The organism is Klebsiella electrica (assembly GCF_006711645.1).
GTDB lineage: Bacteria > Pseudomonadota > Gammaproteobacteria > Enterobacterales > Enterobacteriaceae > Klebsiella > Klebsiella electrica.
In genome coordinates this window covers 1,946,080-1,968,017 of the sequence record NZ_CP041247.1, presented here as the reverse complement: position 1 = coordinate 1,968,017, position 21,938 = coordinate 1,946,080, and the positions used below count along the sequence as shown (strand labels likewise).

The 21,938-nt window shown below is 55.5% G+C and carries 19 protein-coding genes; 8 read left to right on the top strand and 11 right to left on the bottom strand.

The genetic code is table 11. From position 1 onward, the window contains the following. The first annotated feature begins 129 nt into the window (after nucleotides 1–129). Entirely contained in the window at nucleotides 130–1,308 is a 1,179-nt protein-coding gene (purT, locus tag Electrica_RS09300; RefSeq protein WP_141964337.1) for a formate-dependent phosphoribosylglycinamide formyltransferase, read from the top strand. Nucleotides 1,309–1,370: 62 nt separating this feature from the next. On the opposite strand, the gene Electrica_RS09295 is transcribed toward purT, so the two are convergent. The 3 genes from Electrica_RS09295 to zwf form a co-directional block, all read right to left on the bottom strand. Beyond that, complete coding sequence (locus Electrica_RS09295; protein WP_100682312.1) at nucleotides 1,371–2,012, bottom strand: bifunctional 4-hydroxy-2-oxoglutarate aldolase/2-dehydro-3-deoxy-phosphogluconate aldolase; 642 nt, start codon at nucleotides 2,010–2,012, stop codon at nucleotides 1,371–1,373. A gap of 39 nt (nucleotides 2,013–2,051) precedes the next feature. Continuing rightward, complete coding sequence (edd, locus tag Electrica_RS09290) at nucleotides 2,052–3,863, bottom strand: phosphogluconate dehydratase (RefSeq protein ID WP_032686931.1); 1,812 nt, start codon at nucleotides 3,861–3,863, stop codon at nucleotides 2,052–2,054. A 221-nt stretch (nucleotides 3,864–4,084) separates the two neighbouring features. After that, on the bottom strand, nucleotides 4,085–5,560 hold the full coding sequence (zwf, locus tag Electrica_RS09285; protein WP_100682311.1) for a glucose-6-phosphate dehydrogenase: 1,476 nt from the start codon (nucleotides 5,558–5,560) through the stop codon (nucleotides 4,085–4,087). Nucleotides 5,561–5,879: 319 nt separating this feature from the next. Between zwf and Electrica_RS09280 the strand changes: the two genes are divergently transcribed. Together Electrica_RS09280 and pyk are read left to right on the top strand one after the other, a co-directional pair. Further along, nucleotides 5,880–6,785 carry a MurR/RpiR family transcriptional regulator gene (locus tag Electrica_RS09280; RefSeq protein ID WP_160704991.1) on the top strand — a complete coding sequence of 302 codons (906 nt, stop codon included), beginning with the start codon at nucleotides 5,880–5,882 and terminating at the stop codon, nucleotides 6,783–6,785. Between the two features lie 126 nt (nucleotides 6,786–6,911). Next, nucleotides 6,912–8,354, top strand: coding sequence for a pyruvate kinase (gene pyk, locus Electrica_RS09275; protein ID WP_100682309.1), 1,443 nt, complete (start codon nucleotides 6,912–6,914; stop codon nucleotides 8,352–8,354). Nucleotides 8,355–8,416: 62 nt separating this feature from the next. On the opposite strand, the gene Electrica_RS09270 is transcribed toward pyk, so the two are convergent. After that, nucleotides 8,417–9,760 carry a 2-hydroxycarboxylate transporter family protein gene (locus tag Electrica_RS09270; protein WP_141964336.1) on the bottom strand — a complete coding sequence of 448 codons (1,344 nt, stop codon included), beginning with the start codon at nucleotides 9,758–9,760 and terminating at the stop codon, nucleotides 8,417–8,419. Nucleotides 9,761–10,184: 424 nt separating this feature from the next. Between Electrica_RS09270 and Electrica_RS09265 the strand changes: the two genes are divergently transcribed. The 3 genes from Electrica_RS09265 to dcuR all read left to right on the top strand — a co-directional run bounded on the left by Electrica_RS09265 (nucleotide 10,185) and on the right by dcuR (nucleotide 13,687). Further along, the gene (locus tag Electrica_RS09265; protein WP_100682307.1) at nucleotides 10,185–11,132 is read left to right on the top strand and encodes an AEC family transporter; all 948 of its coding nucleotides are present in this window, start codon (nucleotides 10,185–10,187) and stop codon (nucleotides 11,130–11,132) included. Between the two features lie 73 nt (nucleotides 11,133–11,205). Beyond that, entirely contained in the window at nucleotides 11,206–12,891 is a 1,686-nt protein-coding gene (locus Electrica_RS09260; RefSeq protein ID WP_131050319.1) for an NAD-dependent malic enzyme, read from the top strand. Between the two features lie 79 nt (nucleotides 12,892–12,970). Continuing rightward, entirely contained in the window at nucleotides 12,971–13,687 is a 717-nt protein-coding gene (gene dcuR / locus Electrica_RS09255) for a two-component system response regulator DcuR (protein WP_141964335.1), read from the top strand. Nucleotides 13,688–13,741: 54 nt separating this feature from the next. Here the strand turns inward: dcuR and lpxM are convergent, their stop codons facing one another. The 3 genes from lpxM to znuA all read right to left on the bottom strand — a co-directional run bounded on the left by lpxM (nucleotide 13,742) and on the right by znuA (nucleotide 17,213). Continuing rightward, on the bottom strand, nucleotides 13,742–14,716 hold the full coding sequence (gene lpxM / locus Electrica_RS09250; RefSeq protein WP_100682304.1) for a lauroyl-Kdo(2)-lipid IV(A) myristoyltransferase: 975 nt from the start codon (nucleotides 14,714–14,716) through the stop codon (nucleotides 13,742–13,744). 217 nt (nucleotides 14,717–14,933) lie between these two features. Beyond that, complete coding sequence (gene mepM, locus Electrica_RS09245; protein ID WP_131050321.1) at nucleotides 14,934–16,253, bottom strand: murein DD-endopeptidase MepM; 1,320 nt, start codon at nucleotides 16,251–16,253, stop codon at nucleotides 14,934–14,936. 15 nt (nucleotides 16,254–16,268) lie between these two features. Beyond that, nucleotides 16,269–17,213, bottom strand: a complete 945-nt coding sequence (znuA, locus tag Electrica_RS09240; protein ID WP_100682302.1) for a zinc ABC transporter substrate-binding protein ZnuA — start codon at nucleotides 17,211–17,213, stop codon at nucleotides 16,269–16,271. Nucleotides 17,214–17,291: 78 nt separating this feature from the next. Between znuA and znuC the strand changes: the two genes are divergently transcribed. Together znuC and znuB are read left to right on the top strand one after the other, a co-directional pair. Then, entirely contained in the window at nucleotides 17,292–18,044 is a 753-nt protein-coding gene (znuC, locus tag Electrica_RS09235) for a zinc ABC transporter ATP-binding protein ZnuC (RefSeq protein ID WP_141964334.1), read from the top strand. Further along, a complete protein-coding gene (gene znuB, locus Electrica_RS09230) occupies nucleotides 18,044–18,829 on the top strand; it encodes a zinc ABC transporter permease subunit ZnuB (protein WP_141964333.1) in 786 nt (261 codons plus the stop codon). The genes znuC and znuB overlap by 1 nt, the downstream gene beginning before the upstream one ends. 92 nt (nucleotides 18,830–18,921) lie before the next feature. Here znuB and ruvB read toward each other — a convergent pair whose 3' ends face one another. From ruvB to Electrica_RS09210, 4 genes are all read right to left on the bottom strand, one after another. Next, on the bottom strand, nucleotides 18,922–19,932 hold the full coding sequence (ruvB, locus tag Electrica_RS09225; protein WP_100682299.1) for a Holliday junction branch migration DNA helicase RuvB: 1,011 nt from the start codon (nucleotides 19,930–19,932) through the stop codon (nucleotides 18,922–18,924). Nucleotides 19,933–19,940: 8 nt separating this feature from the next. Beyond that, a complete protein-coding gene (gene ruvA, locus Electrica_RS09220) occupies nucleotides 19,941–20,552 on the bottom strand; it encodes a Holliday junction branch migration protein RuvA (RefSeq protein ID WP_100682298.1) in 612 nt (203 codons plus the stop codon). Between the two features lie 79 nt (nucleotides 20,553–20,631). Further along, nucleotides 20,632–21,153, bottom strand: coding sequence for a crossover junction endodeoxyribonuclease RuvC (ruvC, locus tag Electrica_RS09215; protein WP_141964332.1), 522 nt, complete (start codon nucleotides 21,151–21,153; stop codon nucleotides 20,632–20,634). A 37-nt stretch (nucleotides 21,154–21,190) separates the two neighbouring features. Beyond that, nucleotides 21,191–21,931 (bottom strand): YebC/PmpR family DNA-binding transcriptional regulator, encoded by a 741-nt coding sequence (locus Electrica_RS09210; protein WP_100682296.1) that lies wholly within the window; start codon nucleotides 21,929–21,931, stop codon nucleotides 21,191–21,193. Nucleotides 21,932–21,938: the final 7 nt, after the last annotated feature.

The following is a 21,938-nucleotide window of genomic DNA, read 5'->3' as shown; positions in this document are numbered from 1 at the left end:
AGTCTCTTATACTGTATTTTTATACAGTATAGCAAATTTTCACCGGCGACTCAACCAACAGCCGTAAAGACAGACGCAAACGTTTTCGTTTATAATGCGACGCATGTTTTTTTACTGTGGAAAAGAGTCATGACGTTATTAGGCACAGCGCTGCGTCCGGCAGCGACGCGAGTGATGTTGTTAGGTTCCGGCGAACTGGGTAAAGAAGTCGCTATTGAGTGCCAACGGCTGGGTATTGAGACTATCGCGGTCGACCGCTATCCCGACGCGCCGGCCATGCAGGTGGCGCACCGTTCGCACGTCATCAACATGTTGCACGGTGAAACGCTGCGCGCGCTGATTGCGCAAGAAAAGCCCGATTTTATCGTGCCGGAAATTGAAGCCATCGCCACGGATATGCTGGTGGAGCTGGAGCAGGCCGGGCAGAAAGTCGTCCCCACCGCTCGTGCGGCGAAACTGACCATGAATCGCGAAGGTATTCGCCGTCTGGCCGCAGAGGAGCTGCAGCTTCCCACCTCGGCATACCGCTTTGCCGACAGCGAAGAGACCTTTCGCGAAGCCGTCGCGGAGATTGGCCTGCCCTGTATCGTGAAGCCGGTCATGAGCTCTTCGGGTAAAGGCCAGAGCTTTATTCGTCACTCTGATCAGTTGGCAGAGGCCTGGCGCTACGCGCAACAAGGCGGTCGCGCTGGCGCCGGTCGGGTTATCGTCGAGGGAGTGGTCAATTTCGATTTTGAAATTACCCTGCTTACCGTCAGCGCGATCGATGGCGTCCATTTCTGTGCGCCGGTCGGCCATCGCCAGGAGGATGGCGATTACCGCGAATCCTGGCAGCCGCAGCAGATGAGCGAGCAGGCGCTGGTCCGCGCGCAGGAGATTGCCAGCAAAGTCGTACTGGCGCTCGGCGGCTACGGTCTGTTTGGCGTGGAGCTGTTCGTCTGCGGCGATGAGGTTATCTTCAGTGAAGTCTCCCCTCGCCCGCACGACACCGGGATGGTAACGCTGATTTCCCAGGACCTCTCGGAATTTGCCCTGCACGTTCGTGCTTTCCTCGGCCTGCCGGTTGGCGCGATCCGCCAGTATGGCCCGGCGGCCTCCGCGGTCATTCTGCCGCAGCTCACCAGCCAGAACGTCACCTTTAGCAATCTTCAGGGCGCGGTAGGCGCGGGACTCCAGCTGCGTCTGTTCGGTAAACCGGAGATTGACGGTTCTCGTCGGCTGGGCGTCACGCTGGCCGTCGCCGATAGCGTCGATGAGGCGGTGGCGCGCGCGAAAGCCGCCGCGTCGGCCGTGCTGGTTCAGGGATAAAAAAAACCCGGTCGCGTCAACGCGATCGGGTCTGGACTTCGCGATTGTTCAGGGCGTGAAAATTACTTCGCGCCTTCAACCGCTTCGCGAGCAATTTTGGTAATACGCGCGTAATCGCCGGCTTCCAGCGCATCCGCCGGAACCAGCCAGGAACCGCCGATGCACAGCACGCTGTTCAGCGCCAGATAGTCGCGGTAGTTCGCCGGAGAGATCCCGCCAGTCGGGCAGAAACGGATATGCGCGAACGGACCGCCAATCGCCTGCAGCGCTTTTACGCCGCCGTTAGCTTCTGCCGGGAAGAATTTGAACTCTTTCAGGCCATACTGCATGCCCAGCATCAGTTCGGAGACGGTGCTGATCCCCGGGATCAGCGGGATGGTCCCTTCTTCAGTCGCCGCTTTCAGCAGGGATTCGGTCAGACCCGGGCTGATAGCAAACTGCGCGCCAGCCTCGGTGACCGCTTTCAGCTGCTCTACGTTTGTGACGGTACCTGCGCCGACAATCGCCTCCGGCACTTCTTTCGCAATCGCGCGGATCGCATCAAGTGCGCATGCGGTACGTAGCGTGACTTCCAGTACGCGTACGCCGCCGGCAACCAGCGCTTTGGCCATCGGCACAGCGTGTTCCAGCTTTTTCACCACGATCACCGGGACAACCGGGCCGTTGGTGAGGATTGCTTCTGCAGTTGTTTTCCAGTTTTTCATCAGAGTTTCTCTCTCGCCAGATCTACAAATTGTATCGTCTTAAAAAGTGATGCAGGTTGCGCCCTGTTCTGCTCCGGAGAGTTTCTCACGCAGCGCTGCAAACATTTCCCTGCCGCTCCCGACGCGCGAACCGCTGAGGTCAGGAACATGCGGCTGGCGTGCCGCCAGTTCAGCGTCATCCACCAGCAGCGTCAGTTCGCCCGTCTGCCCGTTAACGCGGATGATGTCGCCATCACGTACTTTTGCCAGCAGCCCGCCATCGTACGCTTCAGGCGTAACGTGGATTGCTGACGGGACCTTGCCTGATGCACCAGAGAGTCGGCCATCGGTCACCAGCGCAATTTTGAAACGGCGGTCCAATAATACACCAAGTGGCGGCATAAGTTTATGTAATTCTGGCATGCCGTTCGCTTTTGGCCCCTGATGGCGAACAACCACCACACAATCCTTGTCCAGCATGCCAGCTTCGAAAGCAGGCAAGACGTCGTGCTGGCTTTCAAACACCACCGCTGGCGCTTCAATGATCTGGTTCTCAACCGGTACGGCCGAGGTTTTCATCACCGCGCGCCCGAGGTTGCCACTGAGCACTTTCGTCCCGCCATGGCGAGAGAATGGCTTGTCGAAAGTGGCAATAACCTGATCGTCTAAAGGCGCCGTCGCCCCTTCGCGCCAGTCCAGCTCGCCGTTATTCAGCCACGGCTCCATGGTGTAACGGGAGAGACCAAAACCGGCCACGGTGTTGACATCTTCGTGCAGCAGGCCGCCTTTGAGCAGCTCACGTACCAGCACCGGTACGCCGCCCGCGGCCTGGAAGTGGTTAATATCCGCCGGGCCGTTCGGGTAAAGGCGCGCCAGCAGCGGCACAACGTCGGAGAGATCGGAGAAATCATCCCAGTTAATGATAATCCCCGCCGCGCGAGCCATCGCCACCAGGTGCATTGTATGGTTGGTCGACCCGCCGGTTGCCAGCAGCGCAACGATCCCGTTGACCACCACTTTCTCATCAAACATTTTGCCTAACGGCATCCATTCATTGCCGTTACCGGTCATGCGTGTCACCTGCCGTGCGGCGGCGGCGGTCAGCGCCTGGCGCAGTTCGGCATCCGGATGCACAAACGACGAGCCCGGGAGCTGCATGCCCATAAACTCCACCACCATCTGGTTGGTGTTTGCCGTACCGTAAAATGTGCAGGTACCCGGCGCGTGGTAGGACGCCGCTTCAGATTCCAGCAGCGCCATACGATCGACTTTCCCCTCGGCATACAGCTGGCGGATACGGACTTTTTCTTTATTTGGCAGACCGCTGGCCATCGGGCCAGACGGTACGAACACTGACGGCAGGTGGCCGAAGGAGAGCGCGGCCATCGTCAGGCCGGGGACGATTTTGTCACATACGCCCAGATACAGCGCGCCGTCGAACATGTTATGCGACAGGCCGATAGCGGCCGACATCGCAATCACTTCGCGGCTCAGGAGCGAGAGTTCCATCCCGTCCTGCCCTTGAGTGACACCGTCGCACATCGCCGGAACGCCCCCCGCGACCTGGCCTACCGCATTTACCGAATGCAGCGCTTTGCGAATGATATCCGGGTAATACTCATAGGGCTGGTGGGCGGACAGCATGTCGTTGTAAGAGGTAATAATGGCAATATTGTTACGCAACATGCTTTTCAGCGAGGCTTTATCGTCCGACTGACAGGCAGCAAAGCCGTGGGCGAGATTACCGCACGCCAGCTGTGCGCGATGGACGGTATCGGTCTTCGCCTGGTTAATCCGTGCGAGGTAGGCAGTGCGGGTATCGCGCGACCGTTCGATAATGCGATTTGTTACCCGTAACATTGTCGAATTCATAAAGGCTCCTGAATTTTTATCTGTCCGGCCACAGCATTTTAACAACTTCTTAAAAGGTGAAAGGCACCAATACTGCAGCTCAGCGGCAAAATATCTGTTCGCAGTGTAATAAAAAAAGCCCCGGGGGTGAATCCTCCCGGGGCTTAAAAGAGCAAAAATTATGCGACTTGCTGCGTCAGATCATGTTACCGGTAAAATAACCCATCCGGATAACATCCGCACTATTCAAATTCGTTCCAGGAACGACCGTCACGGGTGATCATCGCCACCGAAGCGACCGGTCCCCAGGTACCAGCCTGGTAAGGCTTCGGCGCATCGCGATCGGCAGCCCAGGCTTCAGTAATGGAGTCAACCCACTTCCACGCCTCTTCGACCTCATCGCGACGCACGAACAGCGCCTGGATACCGCGCATGGTTTCCAGCAGCAGACGTTCATAGGCATCCGCCAGGTGAGTCTGGTTGAAGGTTTCTGAATAGCTCAGGTCCAGCTTGGTTATCTGCAGATTGTGTTTGTGGTCAAGCCCCGGCACTTTGTTGAGTACCTGAATATCCACCCCCTCATCCGGCTGCAGACGAATCGTCAGCTTGTTCTGCGGCAGCTCCTGCCAGTTCTCTTTAAACAGGTTCAGCTCGGGGCTTTTGAAATACACCACCACTTCAGAGCATTTGGTCGGCAGACGTTTACCGGTACGCAGGTAGAACGGCACGCCGGCCCAGCGCCAGTTATCGATATCCACGCGGATAGCCACGAAGGTCTCGGTATTGCTGGATTTGTTCGCCCCCTCTTCTTCGAGGTAGCCCGGGACTTTTTTACCCTGGGCGAAGCCGGCGGTGTACTGACCGCGGACCGTTTTCTCACGCACGTTGGAACGGTCGATACGGCGCAGTGACTTCAGCACTTTTACTTTTTCATCGCGAATGCTGTCGGCAGTGAGGTCTGACGGCGGCGACATCGCTATCATGCACAGAATTTGCAGCAGGTGGTTCTGGATCATGTCGCGCATTTGCCCGGCCTGATCGAAGTAACCCCAGCGGCCTTCGATGCCCACTTCTTCCGCGACGGTGATTTCGACGTGGTCGATCGTGCGGCTGTCCCAGTTATTGACAAACAGGGAGTTCGCAAAGCGCAGCGCCAGCAGGTTGAGCACCGTTTCTTTGCCAAGATAATGGTCAATACGGTAAACCTGACACTCTTCAAAGAATTCGCCGACCTGGTCGTTGATCTCGCGAGAAGTATCCAGAGAGGTACCCAGCGGTTTTTCCATCACCACGCGCGCAGGTTTGGCGTTCAGTTTGGCTTCACCGAGGCCTTTGCAAATGGCACCAAAGGTGCTCGGCGGCATCGCGAAATAGTTGATGGTGACACGTTTTTCCTGATCCAGCATTTTGCCCAGACGGGAAAACGCTTTGGTATCGTTCACATCAAGGTTACAAAAATCCAGACGTCCGCTCAGGGTTTCCCACAAACCTTCATCAATCTTTTCCTTCATGAAGGTTTCAAGCGCCTCACGTACGACCCTGGTGTAAGCATCTTTATCCCAGTCAGCACGTCCGACCCCGATAATCCGGGTCTCCGGGTTGATCTGGCCAGCTTTTTCAAGCTGATACAGGGAAGGCAACAATTTACGACGCGCCAGGTCACCCTTAGCGCCGAAAATGACCAGATCGCATGCCTGGGCCGTTTGCGTTACCGCCATGTCATTCTCCTCAGTTGATAGACTGGTGCTTATGCCAGGCTATATTTGTAATTTTCTTACACTACACTGTACTGTGTTTACGAACTTCCCGAAACCCTCAGGCCGCCATTCCCGACGTTAAACCGCACGTGGCGAAAACTTCCGATGACTATTCAGGCAAACGGCCAGACTTGTTCGTTCTTACGACCGGTTTCAGGTTAATAAAATACGACTCTGATCATGTAATGAAAAAAAACAACATTTTTTAACGTTATTCTTCCCCGCTTGTCATAACGGAGAGGTATATTCTTGCTAAAACGCCTGATGATTTCATCCATTAATGAAATCGCTTCCACTGATGAGCGCTCCGTTACCCATGAACATGCTGGAAAAAATCCAGTCCCGACTGGAACACCTTAGCAAATCCGAACGCAAAGTGGCGGAAGTCATTCTTGCTACGCCTGCTCAGGCGATTCATTCAAGCATTGCGGCCCTGGCGCTGGAGGCGGGCGTCAGCGAACCGACCGTTAACCGCTTTTGCCGGAGCCTGGAAACCCGCGGCTTTCCCGATTTTAAACTTCACCTGGCACAAAGCCTGGCACACGGTACTCTCTATGTTAACCGCAATGTCGATGAAGACGACAGCGTAGAGTCCTATACGGGAAAAATTTTCGCGTCCGCCATGGCCAGTTTAGATCAGGTCCACCACTCTCTCGATATGTCAGCGGTGAATCGCGCCGTCGACCTTCTGACGCAGGCCAAGAAAATTGCCTTCTTTGGCCTCGGCTCTTCGGCCGCCGTCGCGCATGACGCCATGAACAAATTTTTCCGTTTTAACGTTCCGGTTATCTACTCCGACGACATTGTCCTGCAACGCATGAGTTGTATGAATTGCAATGATGATGACGTGGTCGTGATTATCTCACATACTGGCCGGACGAAAAGCCAGGTCGAACTGGCGCGGTTGGCGCGTGAAAACGATGCCATGGTCATCGCCATTACATCACCTGGGACCCCGCTGGCGCGAGAGGCGACGTTGTCGATTACGCTTGATGTCCCCGAAGATACGGATATCTATATGCCCATGGTTTCACGTCTTGCCCAGTTGACGGTGATAGATGTGCTGGCCACCGGCTTTACCCTCCGTCGGGGAGCGAAATTCAGAGATAACTTGAAGAGGGTCAAGGAAGCATTGAAAGAATCGCGTTTTGATAAAGAACTGCCTGTACACAGCGATAACCCATAAAACTTGATAATTAGGTAGTGACCCATTACACCTTCGGTTACGTTCCGGCATAGCGACATTGCTGGCCGGCACAGCCGATTCCATGTTCACGCAACACCAAAGTTGTTTTAGTCAACGGAGTATTACATGTCCAGAAGGCTTCGCAGAACCAAAATCGTAACGACCTTAGGCCCGGCAACCGATCGTGATAACAACCTTGAAAAGGTGATCGCCGCAGGCGCTAACGTAGTACGTATGAACTTCTCTCACGGTACCCCGGAAGATCATCAGATGCGGGCGGATAAAGTCCGTCAAATCGCGGCAAAACTGGGCCGTCATGTGGCCATCCTGGGCGATCTGCAAGGCCCCAAAATTCGCGTTTCCACCTTCAAAGAAGGTAAAATTTTTCTTAATATCGGCGACAAATTCCTGCTTGATGCAGAGCTGGCTAAAGGCGAAGGCGACAAAGAGAAAGTCGGTATTGATTATAAAGGCCTGCCGGCGGACGTCGTGCCTGGCGATATCCTGCTGCTGGACGATGGCCGCGTACAGCTGAAAGTGGTCGAAGTTCGGGGTCTGAAAGTGTTCACCGAGGTCACCGTCGGCGGACCGCTGTCAAACAATAAAGGCATCAACAAACTGGGTGGCGGCCTGTCCGCTGAAGCGCTGACGGAGAAAGACAAAGCGGACATCGTCACCGCGGCGAAAATCGGCGTTGATTACCTGGCCGTCTCCTTCCCACGCTGTGGCGAAGACCTGAACTATGCCCGCCGTCTGGCGCGCGAAGCCGGTTGCGATGCCAGTATCGTGGCGAAAGTCGAGCGTGCGGAAGCGGTTTGCGATCAGGACGCGATGGACGATGTTATTCTGGCCTCTGACGTCGTGATGGTTGCCCGTGGCGACCTTGGCGTTGAAATCGGCGACCCGGAACTGGTGGGTATTCAGAAAGCGCTGATCCGCCGCGCCCGTCAGTTGAACCGTTCGGTCATCACCGCGACTCAGATGATGGAGTCGATGATTACTAACCCGATGCCAACCCGCGCGGAAGTCATGGACGTCGCCAACGCCGTCCTCGACGGTACCGATGCCGTGATGCTCTCAGCGGAAACCGCCGCTGGCCAGTATCCGTCGGAAACCGTGGCCGCGATGGCGCGCGTCTGTCTGGGCGCAGAAAAAATCCCGACCCTCAACGTGTCCAAGCACCGCCTGGATGTCCAGTTCGACAACGTTGAAGAGGCGATTGCCATGTCAGCGATGTATGCGGCGAACCACCTGAAAGGCGTCACCGCGATCATCACCATGACCGAGTCGGGTCGTACCGCGCTGATGACTTCACGCATTAGCTCTGGCCTGCCCATTTTCGCCCTCTCCCGCCATGAACATACCCTGAACCTGACCGCCTTGTATCGCGGCGTAACGCCGGTTTACTTCGACAGCACCAACGACGGCGTCGCTGCGGCGCACGATGCGGTGAACCTGCTGCGCGATAAAGGCTATCTGGTTTCGGGTGACCTCGTTATCGTCACTCAGGGTGACGTCATGAGCACCATCGGCAGCACCAACACCACGCGTATTCTGACCGTCGAGTAATACCGCCCCCATCGTGCCCCCCTACCTGCCAGCCTGATGCTGGCAGGTTTTTTTATCCTTAATCAGACAATCCAGCTCAGCAGCAGCGTCGCCGCGATCACCGTTGAAGCACCGCCAATACGGGTGGCAATCTGTGCAAACGGCATCAGCGACATGCGATTCGATGCCGAGAGTATCGCCACATCCCCGGTGCCGCCCAGCCCGCTGTGGCAACTGGTGACGATCGCCGCTTCAACGGGATACATATTCAACCGGGAAGCGATGAAAAACCCGCTCAACGCCATGGCAATGACGATGGAACCGCACACGACGACATAGCCGATGGAGAAGACGGAAACCACGCTCTCCAGCGGGACATACAGCATTCCAAGACCGATCATCAGCGGCCAGACGAGAGCTGCGGAGACGAATTTGTAGCAGCTGTGCGCCCCCAGCTCCATCGCGGCGGGGATAATTTTGCTGTATTTGCACAGGACGGCGGCCAGAATCATCAATACCGGTCCCGGAATATGCAGCACTTTCTCCAGCAACCCGCCAACGATGAAAAATGCGCAGATCATTAACAACCCGGCTCCCATCAGCTGGAAGTCGGTGGACTGCCCTCCCTGCGACTGCGAGAAAACGTGGTTATCATCATGGCTACGAATCAACATGCCGTCGCCGGACAGCGCCGGGCGGCGGACACCCAGGCGTGCCAGAAAGCCCGCGCAGATGATGGCGAAAATGTTCCCTACTACCGCGGCAGGTGCCAGCTGCGCGACATACACGTCCGGCGTTTGCCCGAGGATCGCAGAATATGCCAGCGACAGCGGCAGGATCCCTTCCCCAATGCCGCCGCCGATAATCGGCACAATAATAAAGAAGAAGGTATGGTATATGCTGTAGCCGAACAGGCTCCCCACCAGCAGACCCGTCGCGATCGCCGCCCCGGTCCCCACAATCAGCGGAACGAACATGCGCACCATACCCTGAATAAGAATGGTTCTGTTCATGCCCAGAATACTGCCGACCACCAGGCAGGCGATGACAAAATAGAGTAAATTGGCCTCTTTCATCAACAGATGCACGGTGCTCAGCGTATGGGGATCAAACGCCCCGAAATAGACCAGTACCGACGGCATCATCAGACACAAAATGGCCGGGCCGCCGATATCTTTAAGCACCGGTACCATTCGCCCGATTTTGGCCAGAGCGAATCCGAGGGTCATGATGACCGCCAGTCCGCCAATCATATTCTTTGGCAGTAGTCCCGCCATTGCAGAGACAGCGACAATCGTCGCGATACCGACAAACAACGTTAAAGGTACGGCGCCGACGTCAACGTTGGAAACATTGGATAAGAAGCGTGGAGCTTGCCCGCTCGAGTGCGTTTGTTCTACCGGATGGTTGAGTGAATTATTTTTCATGTTTCACCTGCATTGTGATAGATGGCGTAGGGTCGTCGCGCAATATTAAAATTGCGCAGTCAAATAATAATAAAAAGCAAAAAATGAAGAGGTATTCGAATTAAAAACATAAAAACGGTAGCACAGGGCTTTCCGTTAAAAAAGAAAATAACAGACTGCGCTCACGACTTTGTGACTGAGTTAGAAAGTCCACTTTAAGTAATTTAAATTATCACGGCGTAGTTAAAGTTATTCATCACAACATTTAGTTATCCGCAACCATGAAAAACAAGGAGTTAATCGCTGAGGTCGCATTTGTAAGTAAAGTTCCCAAAGCGAAATTATTTAAACAACCGCCACTGTGATTTCAATCACCTTTCATACCATAGGGGATCGCTAGATTAAAAAACACAACGAACCCTACACACTATTTTCAGGATAATTTATGCCTACGCTGCTATTGCAATCATTGTTCCCATTAGTGTTTATCATGTTACTCGGTTGGCTCAGCGGTAAGTTAGGCTATACCCGTCGTGAAGACGCCTCGGTGTTAGCCACCGTCGTCATCCGGTTTGCTCTGCCCTTTCATCTTTTTATTGGGGCGTTAAATACCAACCCGGATAAAATTAAAAACTTCGCCTTTATGGCCGTATTAGTGATTGGCCTGATGGGGTCCTATTTTCTTACCCTGCTGATCTCGCGCTACGTTTTCCGCCATGATATCAAAACCAGCGCACTCCAGTCCCTGGTATGCGCATTTCCTGATATGGCCTATTTCGGCGCGCCGGTCCTTGCCGTCCTGATTGGGCCTGAAGGGTTTCTTGGCGTGCTTATCGGCAACTTAATCACCAGCGTCTTCATGATTCCCCTGACGATAATCCTGATTCGTATGGGCGATAAACATGCCGCTGATGATGGAGAGGATATTCATGCCGGTAAGCTGATTGCGCAAAACCTGATGAAGGCTATCAGAAACCCTATCGTCTGGATTCCCATCACCGGGGTGCTGCTGAGCCTTGCTGGCGTACAGCTGCCGCATATGCTCAGCATGCCGATTGAAATGGTCGGGAAAATTGCCGGCGGCCTGTCGCTGTTCGCGCTTGGTCTGCTGTTTTATGGAGAACGCCCGACGGTCAATATTCAGACCTGCACCAACATCAGTATTAAAAATCTGATTCAGCCCGCCATGATGGCCGTGGCAGGCCTGGCTTTCGGTCTTAGCCACACGCTGATGCAGCAGGTCATTATTATTGGCGCAACCCCTTCGGCCATCGCCGCCGGAATGTTTGCGCTACGCAGCGATACCTATATTGAACCGGCCTCATCCTCAATTTTACTCGGCACCGCCATTGGGGTGGTTACCGAAGGCATCATGATTTATTTAATTTCTTAACTGCCGTCCCCGGCGAAATAGTATTTACCGGGTTAAACCTGTATTTATTTAAACAATGTTCAGGAGTCACGAAATGTTAGCCAAAGAAACATTATATACCCCTTACAATGGCGCAGTTCTGCTGGAAAATCCGCTATTAAATAAAGGACTCGCTTTTACCGAGGGGGAAAGAACGGCTTTTAATCTTCAGGGATTACTGCCGCATAATGTCGAAACCATCGAAGAACAGACGGATCGCGCGTGGAAGCAGTTCAGTGAATTTAAGCGTGACATTTCCCGGCATATCTATCTGCGGAATATTCAGGATACTAACGAGACGCTCTTTTATCATTTGCTGCGCAGCCATATGAAAGAGATGCTGCCGGTCATTTATACGCCAACCGTTGGAGAAGCCTGCGAACACTTCTCCGAGATTTATCGCCGCGGGCGCGGTCTGTTTATTTCCTGGCCTAACCGCCATCACATTGATGAGATGCTGCAAAGCTTCTCCCGCAACGATATTCAGGTGATCGTCGTCACCGACGGCGAGCGTATTCTTGGTCTGGGCGATCAGGGGATCGGCGGGATGGGGATTCCGATTGGCAAACTCTCGCTGTATACCGCCTGCGGCGGCATTCATCCTGCATCGACGCTACCTGTGATGCTCGATGTCGGAACCAACAATGCGAAGCACCTGGAAGACCCGCTGTATATGGGCTGGCGTCATCCGCGCATTAACGACGATCAGTATATGGAGTTTATGGATATGTTTGTCGATGCGGTAAAACGTCGCTGGCCGCATGTCCTGCTGCAATTTGAAGATTTTGCCCAGAAGAATGCCGGCCGCCTGCTTAAACGTTATCGCAACCAGCTGTGCTGCTTCAACGATGACATCCAGGGCACAGCCGCCGTCACCACCGGTACGCTGATTGCCGCCGCCGCAGTGGCAGGCACCCGTATACGCGACCAGCGGGTTGTTTTCCTCGGCGGCGGCTCCGCCGGCTGCGGGATTGCCGAAAAAATTATTGCGCTGATGGTGGATGATGGTTTGTCGGAGAAAGAAGCCCGCAACAAGGTCTTCATGGTCGATCGTTTTGGTTTACTGACCGACGAGATGCCCAATCTGCTCGATTTTCAGCAAAGCCTCGTGACGCCGCGAGACACCATTGCCCACTGGGATGTGACGTCTGCCAACCTGTCGTTGATGGATGTCGTGCGCAATGTGCACCCGACCGTACTCATTGGCGTCTCCGGCCAGCCGGGTCTGTTCAGTGAAGAGATTATCAAAGAAATGCACCGCCACTGCCCGCGGCCAATTGTGATGCCACTCTCTAATCCGACCTCCCGTGCCGAAGCGCAGCCGAAAGAATTGCTCGAATGGACCCAGGGCAGCGCGCTGATCGCCACCGGTAGCCCGTTTGAACCGGTGTTTTGCCAGGGTGAGACCTATGATATCACGCAGTGCAACAACGCCTATATTTTCCCCGGTCTGGGGTTAGGTATCCTGGCGGTCAAAGCGGAGCGCGTCACCGAAGCCATGCTGATTACCTGCAGTAAAACGCTGGCGGCCCACTCGCCGTTAGCCACCACCGGCAAAGGCGGATTATTACCGGCGGTGGAAGATATTGAGATGATTTCCCGGGCCATCGCCCTTGATGTCGCCCTGGTGGCCCAGGCCGAAGGCGTCGCCGCCAAACTCAGCGAGGAAGAGCTGATCGCCAATATTGATAAAACGTTCTGGCACGCGCGTTACACCTCCTATAAGCGTTCATCGCTGTAGCCACACCGTCCTTCATTAAACCTGCGGGAAGCATCCAGACGTCGACTCCCATGCTTCCCGATAGTCTAAGGAACCGCGCATGTTCAATGTGCTTATTGTGGATGATGATTCGATGGTTGCGGAGCTGAACCGGCTGTTTATCAGCCGGGTCGCCGACTTTCGCTGCTGCGGTATCGCCTCAACGCTGGGGGAAGCCGAGCAGATGCTGAATCATACGCCCGCGATCGATTTGGTCCTGCTGGATGTGTATATGCAGCAAGAGAGTGGGCTGGATCTGCTGCCCACCCTGCGTACCAGCGCCCGCAGCATCGATGCAATCATGATTACCTCCGCCGCGGATGCGGCAACCGTCCAGACGGCGATGCACTATGGCGTGGTGGATTACTTAATTAAACCGTTTCAGTTCCCGCGCTTTGAAGAGGCGCTGCTGACTTGGCGCAAACGACGCGAACTGCAACACGCCAAATCCTGCTTCGAGCAGTCCGATGTTGACGATTTACTGCGCAGCGGTATTCAGCGCCCGGATAACACCCGCCGCTTACCTAAAGGATTAACGCCGCAAACGCTGCGCCTGGTGTGCCAATGGATTGATAGCCATCAGGAGAACGCTTTTTCAACCAATGAGACAGCCAACGCACTGCAAATCTCCAGAGTTTCGTGCCGTAAGTATTTAATCTGGCTGGAAAAGACGGGGATTCTCTTCACCAATAACCACTATGGTCTCACCGGCCGCCCGGAATACCGCTACCGGTTGATAAGCGAGCATATGGCTTTACTCCGACAATACAGCCAATGAACCCGCCAGGTTCATTGGCTCTCTGTGGCTGGGCCGGGAAGATGCAGGCAGGCGCTACTTCTTTCTCGCAAAGAGCTCTTTGCGCTGATAAGGCTCGATTTCCCCCGGTTTACGCGTCTTCAGCAATTTGAGGATCCAGGTATATTGCTCGGTATGCGGCTTGACGAAAATCTCGACCTCTTCATTCATTCGTCGCGCGATCGTGTGATCATCGGCATCCAGCAGATCATCCATCGGCGGACGCACCAGCACCGTCAGACGATGCGTTTTGCCATCATAAACCGGGAACAGCGGCACCACGCGCGCGCGGCAGACTTTCATCAGCCGGCCAATCGCCGGCAGGGTGGCTTTATAGGTCGCGAAGAAATCGACGAACTCGCTGTGCTCGGCGCCGTGATCCTGGTCGGGCAAATAGTAGCCCCAGTAGCCCTGGCGAACCGACTGGATAAACGGTTTAATGCCGTCGTTGCGCGCATGCATACGCCCACCAAAGCGACGTCTGACGGTATTCCACACGTAGTCGAAGACCGGATTCCCCTGGTTATGGAACATTGCCGCCATTTTCTGACCGCCCGAAGCCATCAACATCGCCGGAATATCTACCCCCCAGGCGTGCGGCACCAGAAAGATCACCTTTTCGTTATTACGCTGCATCTCTTCGATGATCTCTTTGCCCTGCCAGTCGACGCGGGAGAGAACATGAGCCGGATCCCGCAGCCCCAGCTCGGCCATCATGACCATCGCCTGCGGCGCCGACATATACATTTCATCGATAATTGCCTCGCGCTCCTGCTCGCTCTTTTCCGGGAAGCAGTACAGCAGGTTTATCTGCGCACGACGGCGTGAGCTTTTCGCCAGCCGACCCACCGCACGTCCCAGTTTACCGAGGATCGGATCGCGAAAAGAGGGAGGCGTCAGGGCGATGCCGGCAAACGCAAAAACCCCCAGCCAGGCGCCCCAGTAGCGCGGGAGTAAAAAGGATTTGTCAAATTTTGGAATAAACTCAATATTATTTTTTTTCGTTTCCATGCCCAGTCCACAGCCGTACTGCATAAAAAAAGATAATGGGGGTAGTCCCGTCAAACCGCACCGTCAAACCGCACCGTCAAACCGCACCGTCAAACCGCAAGTTGCAGCCTCAGAAGCCGTAAGGCGACTTATTGTGGGTATAGTTTAGCGATACGACGGGGAACCTACAAAAGAAAAAGCCGGCGCGCGACAGGCACCGGCTTGCATTGAGATCCTGCTAGTCAAACCGCAGCTGCGGCATAACCTCTTTGACCTGCGCCAGGTAATCGGTGCGATCGGAACCGCTCAACCCTTCGGTACGCGGCAGTTTCGCCGTTAATGGGTTCACGGCCTGCTGGTTAATCCACACCTCATAGTGCAGGTGCGGGCCGGTAGAACGACCGGTGTTACCTGACAGCGCAATACGATCGCCGCGTTTCACTTTCTGCCCCGGTTTCACCAGCAGTTTACGCAGATGCATATATCGGGTGGTATAGGTACGACCATGGCGTACGGCCACATAGTATCCCGCCGCGCCGCTGCGCTTAGCCACCACGACCTCACCATCGCCGACCGCAAGAACCGGCGTCCCCTGCGGCATCGCAAAATCGACGCCGCGGTGCGGGGCCACGCGCCCGGTCACCGGATTCAGACGACGCGGATTAAAGTTCGATGAGACGCGGAACTGGCGCGCCGTCGGGAAGCGCATAAAGCCCTTCGCCAGACCGGTACCGTTGCGATCGTAGAACTTGCCGTCCTCCGCGCGAATCGCGTAATAATCCTTGCCCTCTGAGCGCAAACGCACGCCCAGCAGCTGGCTCTGTTCCCGTTTACCGTCAAGCATTTCGCGCGACATCAGTACCGAGAACTCATCGCCTTTTTTCAGCTTGCGGAAGTCCATCTGCCACTGCATCGCTCTGATCACTGCGCTCACTTCCGTGCTGGTCAGCCCGGCTTCACGAGCGCTGGCGACAAAGCTTGCGCCCACGGTGCCTTTCAGCACGTTGTTGACCCAGTCCCCTTTCTGCTGCTCGCTGCTCATTTTAAAGCCGTTAGCGACCCGGTCATAGGTGCGGGTTTCACGGCGCGACATTTCCCATGTCAGGCTTTGCAAATCCCCTTCTGCCGTTAAGGTCCACGAGAGCTGTTGGCCGATTTTCAGGTTTCGCAACTCTTTGTCGGCGGAGGAGAGCTGGGCGATATCGCCCATATCAATACCGTACTGGTTGAGGATGCTGCTCAGCGTATCGCCGGTGGAGACCACGTATTCGTGGCCGCCTGATTCGCTATCGGCTTTATCATCAAGTTCATCTTGAGGAATGGCTTCTTCTTCCTGCGGCGCCTGGTCGATAGGCTCGGAGGCTTCCGGCAGCAGTGAGCGGATTTCGCTTTTTTCCAGCTCGATAGTCCTGACGATAGGGGCGGATTCCGGATGGTAGATATAGGGTCGCCAGACGGCGACCGCTAATGTCAGAACGCTCAACGACCCCAGCATGACGCGATGAGGTCGTGGCAAATTGTTGAATGCCTGAGAGACAGCGCGGGCTATCTGTTGCACGTATTCACTTCCTCGTTAATCTCCTTTCAGGCAGCTCGAATACTGTTTCGCCAGTTGGTCGAGGAACTGCGGGTAGCTTTCTTTACCCAGCTTAATTCCGCTACCGAGAGGGTCCAGAGTTCCCATGCGCACAGAGGTGCCTCTGGCAACAGCTTCTATAACGGCTGGCCTGAACTGTGGCTCAGCAAAAACGCACGTCGCTTTTTGCTCAACCAGCTGTGTTCTGATTTCGTGTAAACGCTGCGCACCGGGCTGTATTTCAGGGTTTACGGTAAAATGCCCCAGCGAGGTCAGACCGTAGTGTTTTTCAAAGTAGCCATAGGCATCATGAAAAACGAAATACCCTTTGCCTTTCAGCGGTGCGAGCTCGTTACTCACCTGCTTATCGGTTGAGGCTAAATTTTCCTCAAATTCTTTCAGGTTGGCGTCAAGTCTGGCTCGACTCTGCGGCATAAGTTCCAATAATTTATCGTGGATTGCAACCGCTGAAAGCCGCGCTATCTCTGGGGATAACCATAGATGCATATTGTAAACACCATGATGGTGATCGCCGTCACTATTTTCCCCTGCGGCGTGTTCATGGCCATGATCGTCATCGTCGTCATCCGCCCCTTTCATGAGCAACGGTTTCACGCCGGCAAGCTCAGCGATGGTCACCTTTTTATTCGCCGCAATGCTTTGCGTTGACTTGTCCATGAACGCTTCCATCTCTGGACCAATCCAGACCACTAAGTCTGCGTTCTGTAAGCGTTTTGCATCAGAAGGACGCAGTGAATAATCATGCTCTGAAGCGCCGTCAGGCAGGAGCACCTGCGTCTGCGTAACGCCATCAGCGATAGCGGAAGCGATAAAGCCTAAGGGTTTCATTGAGGTAACCACGGCGGCATTTGCCGCAGAAGTCTGAGCGAACAAAAAAACGGCGCTAAGTCCAGCGCAAAGAAGCGTATTTTTATGTAACATAATGCGTCTAGTCATCGTAATGAATGAGAAAGATGTGATATTATAACATTCACTAGCTTGTGCAACCCCTAATTTGACATGACAAATCTTGTAACTCTTGAAAACGTCTCGGTCGCCTTCGGCCAACGACGCGTACTGTCTGACATTTCGCTGACGCTAAAGCCCGGCAAAATTTTGACCTTACTCGGCCCTAATGGCGCAGGTAAATCCACGCTTGTGCGGGTGGTTCTTGGCCTCATAGCACCGACGGACGGTGTTATCAAGCGCGAGAATCATCTGCGGATTGGCTACGTCCCGCAAAAATTGCATCTTGACGCCACGATGCCGCTGACCGTCAGCCGATTCATGCGCTTACGTCCCGGCACCCGCCAGCAGGATATCCTGCCAGCGCTGAAACGTGTCCAGGCCGGACACCTGATTGAAGCGCCGATGCAAAAACTCTCCGGTGGCGAGACCCAGCGCGTGCTGCTGGCCCGGGCCCTGCTCAACCAGCCGCAGCTGCTGGTGCTGGATGAACCCACGCAGGGCGTCGACGTTAACGGCCAGGTGGCCCTCTACGATCTGATAAACCAGTTGCGTCAGGAGCTTAATTGCTCGGTGCTGATGGTCTCCCACGACCTGCATCTGGTGATGGCGAAAACCGATGAGGTGCTGTGCCTGAATCAACATATTTGCTGCTCTGGCACCCCGGAAGTGGTCTCCATGCATCCGCAGTTTATCTCGATGTTTGGCCAGCGCGGAGCGGAACAGTTGGGAATTTATCGTCACCATCATAATCACCGCCATGACCTACAGGGGCGGATTGTACTGCGTAGGGGAAATGAGCGCTGATGATTGAACTCCTGTTACCCGGCTGGCTGGCCGGGATTATGCTTGCCTGTGCGGCAGGCCCGCTCGGGTCGTTTGTGGTCTGGCGCCGGATGTCCTATTTCGGCGACACCTTAGCTCACGCCTCTTTGCTTGGCGTGGCTTTCGGACTGCTGCTTAACGTCAATCCGTTTTATGCGGTGATCGCCGTGACCTTAATGCTGGCAGGCGGCCTGGTGTGGCTGGAAAAACGCCCGCATCTGGCGCTTGATACCTTACTGGGGATTATGGCGCACAGCGCGCTGTCGCTTGGCCTGGTGGTGGTCAGTCTGATGTCGAATATTCGCGTCGACCTGATGGCCTATCTGTTTGGCGATTTACTGGCGGTGACGCCGGAAGATTTGATCTTTATCGCCATTGGCGTGGTGATTGTGCTGACCATCCTGCTCTGGCAGTGGCGCAATCTGCTGTCGATGACCATCAGCCCCGATCTGGCGTTTGTCGATGGCGTAAAGCTACAGCGGGTGAAACTGCTGCTGATGCTGGTCACCGCGCTGACCATCGGCGTCGCCATGAAGTTCGTCGGCGCGTTGATTATTACCTCGCTGCTGATAATCCCTGCCGCGACGGCGCGCCGCTTTGCCCGCACGCCGGAGCAGATGGCTGCGACAGCCGTTGGCGTGGGCATTCTGGCAGTCAGCGGCGGGCTGACCTTCTCGGCGTTTTATGACACCCCCGCCGGCCCGTCCGTGGTGCTGTGCGCCGCGCTGCTGTTTATCTTCAGCATGATGAAAAAATCCGCAACCTGAGCCCCCTCTCCTCCCCGGTCACGGCGTGTCGACCGGGGCCGTCATCCCTGCCCGCTCGGGACGCGGCCATCGCGCCCCTGCCGGGCGCCAGGCTACGGCATCTCCGGCGGCGTGATGCCGAAGTGATTCCAGGCGCGTACCGTCGCCATGCGCCCGCGCGGCGTGCGCTGCAAAAAACCTTGCTGGATCAGATACGGTTCCAGAACGTCCTCGATAGTTTCCCGCTCTTCGCCAATCGCCGCCGCCAGGTTATCCAGGCCGACGGGACCGCCGAAGAATTTATCGATCACCGCCAGCAGAAGTTTGCGGTCCATATAGTCGAACCCTTCCGCATCAACATTGAGCATGTCCAGCGCCTGAGCGGCAATCTCCAGCGAAATGGTGCCATCATGGCGCACCTCGGCAAAGTCGCGCACCCGGCGCAGCAGGCGGTTAGCGATACGCGGCGTTCCGCGCGCGCGCCGGGCGACTTCCAGCGCGCCTTCGTCGCTCATATCCAGCCCCATGTAGCGAGCGCTGCGGCTGACGATATGCTGCAGGTCAGGAACCTGGTAAAACTCCAGGCGCTGTACAATACCGAAGCGGTCACGCAGCGGCGAGGTTAATGACCCCGCGCGCGTGGTGGCGCCAATCAGGGTAAACGGCGGCAGATCGATTTTTATAGAACGCGCCGCGGGCCCTTCGCCGATCATAATATCCAGCTGATAGTCTTCCATCGCCGGATACAGCACCTCCTCCACTACCGGTGAAAGGCGGTGTATTTCATCAATAAACAGCACGTCGTGGGGTTCGAGATTGGTGAGCATAGCGGCCAGGTCGCCCGCCTTCTCAAGCACCGGACCGGAGGTGGTGCGCAGGTTGACGCCCATCTCATTGGCGACGATATTCGCCAGCGTCGTTTTCCCCAACCCCGGCGGGCCAAAGATCAGCAGGTGATCGAGCGCATCGCCGCGCAGCTTTGCCGCCTGGATAAAAATCTCCATTTGCGAGCGCACCTGCGGCTGACCGACATACTCTGCCAGCAATTTCGGGCGGATTGCGCGGTCGGCCGTCTCTTCAAACCCGGCACTGTCTGCCGATACCAGCCTGTCTGCTTCAATCATCCCTTACCTCACAACGCGGCGCGGAGCGCTTCGCGAATTAGCGTTTCACTGTTGGCATCCGGGCGCGCGATTTTGCTTACCATCCGGCTGGCCTCCTGAGGTTTATAGCCCAGCGCCACCAGCGCAGCAACCGCTTCCTGCTCCGCGTCATCATCAGACGGGCCAGCAGGTGACGTCAGCACCAGATCCGCCGCCGGCGTAAACAGATCGCCGTGCAGACCTTTGAACCGGTCTTTCATTTCCACGATCAGACGCTCAGCGGTTTTCTTACCGATACCCGGCAGTTTCACCAGGGCCGCCAGCTCCTCACGCTCCACGGCGTTAACAAACTGCTGCGCCGACATACCGGAGAGAATCGCCAGCGCCAGCTTTGGCCCGACGCCGTTGGTTTTAATCAGCTCTTTGAACAAGGTGCGTTCCTGCTTGTTATTAAAACCATACAGCAGCTGCGCATCTTCGCGAACGACAAAATGGGTAAAAACGATGGCCTCGTTGCCCACATCCGGCAGTTCATAAAAACAGGTCATTGGCATATGTACTTCATAGCCCACGCCTCCCGTTTCCAGTAACACAAGCGGGGGTTGTTTTTCGAGAACGATGCCTCTGAGTCTGCCTATCACATGGAGCTCCTGCGTTAAGGGCTAAAGTATCTGCGGTATCATAAAAAAAGGCTGGATGAATATCCAGCCTGATTTGGGGTTATCGTAAGCGCCCACGCGCCAGATTGAGCCGCATCTCGCTTATCTGAGCCACGTTCTGACTGACATGGCAGTGGGTAATGGCGATAGCCAGCGCATCCGCCGCGTCCGCCTGGGGATTGGCGGGAAGCTTAAGCAGCGTGCGCACCATGTGCTGCACCTGACTTTTTTCCGCGCTGCCGATGCCGACAACGGTTTGCTTAACCTGCCTCGCGGCATACTCAAACACCGGCAGGTCCTGATTCGTCGCCGCGACAATCGCCACGCCGCGCGCCTGCCCCAGCTTCAACGCTGAGTCGGCGTTTTTCGCCATAAATACCTGCTCAATGGCGAAATAGTCCGGCTGAAACTGGGTGATAATTTCCGTCACGCCAGCATAAATCAGCTTCAGGCGCGACGGTAAATCGTCAACTTTGGTCCGGATACAGCCGCTGCCAAGATAGCTCAGCTGCCGCCCGACCTGGCGAATCACGCCATAACCGGTAATGCGTGACCCCGGGTCAATGCCGAGAATTATGGCCATCACGCACCTCCGGTTAGTGATTTAACGGTCAGCAACATTAGAGCGTTGCGGCGACCTCATCAGAGATCTCGCCGTTATGATACACTTCCTGCACGTCATCGCAGTCTTCCAGCATATCGATCAGACGCAGCAGTTTCGGTGCGGTTTCCGCATCCATATCCGCTTTGGTCGACGGAATCATCGATACTTCGGCCGCGTCAGCCTTCAGGCCAGCCGCTTCCAGCGCATCGCGCACCGCGCCCATCTCTTCCCATGCGGTATAGACGTCAATCGCGCCATCGTCATAGGTCACCACGTCTTCCGCACCGGCTTCCAGCGCCGCTTCCATGATCACGTCTTCATCGCCCGCTTCAAAAGAGATGACCCCTTTTTTGCTGAACAGATAGGCCACGGAACCATCGGTACCGAGGTTGCCGCCGGTTTTGCTGAAAGCGTGACGAACTTCGGCAACGGTACGGTTGCGGTTGTCACTCAGACATTCAACCATGACCGCGGTGCCGCCAGGGCCGTAACCTTCATAAATGATGGTTTCCATGTTCGCGTCTTCGTCGCCGCCGACGCCACGGGCGATAGCGCGGTTCAGCGTGTCGCGGGTCATGTTGTTGGACAGCGCTTTATCCACTGCCGCGCGCAGACGCGGGTTGGAAGCGGCATCGCCGCCGCCCAGACGCGCTGCGGTAACCAGCTCACGAATGATTTTAGTAAAGATCTTACCGCGCTTGGCATCCTGTGCCGCTTTGCGGTGTTTGGTGTTGGCCCATTTACTATGACCTGCCATAAAAAAC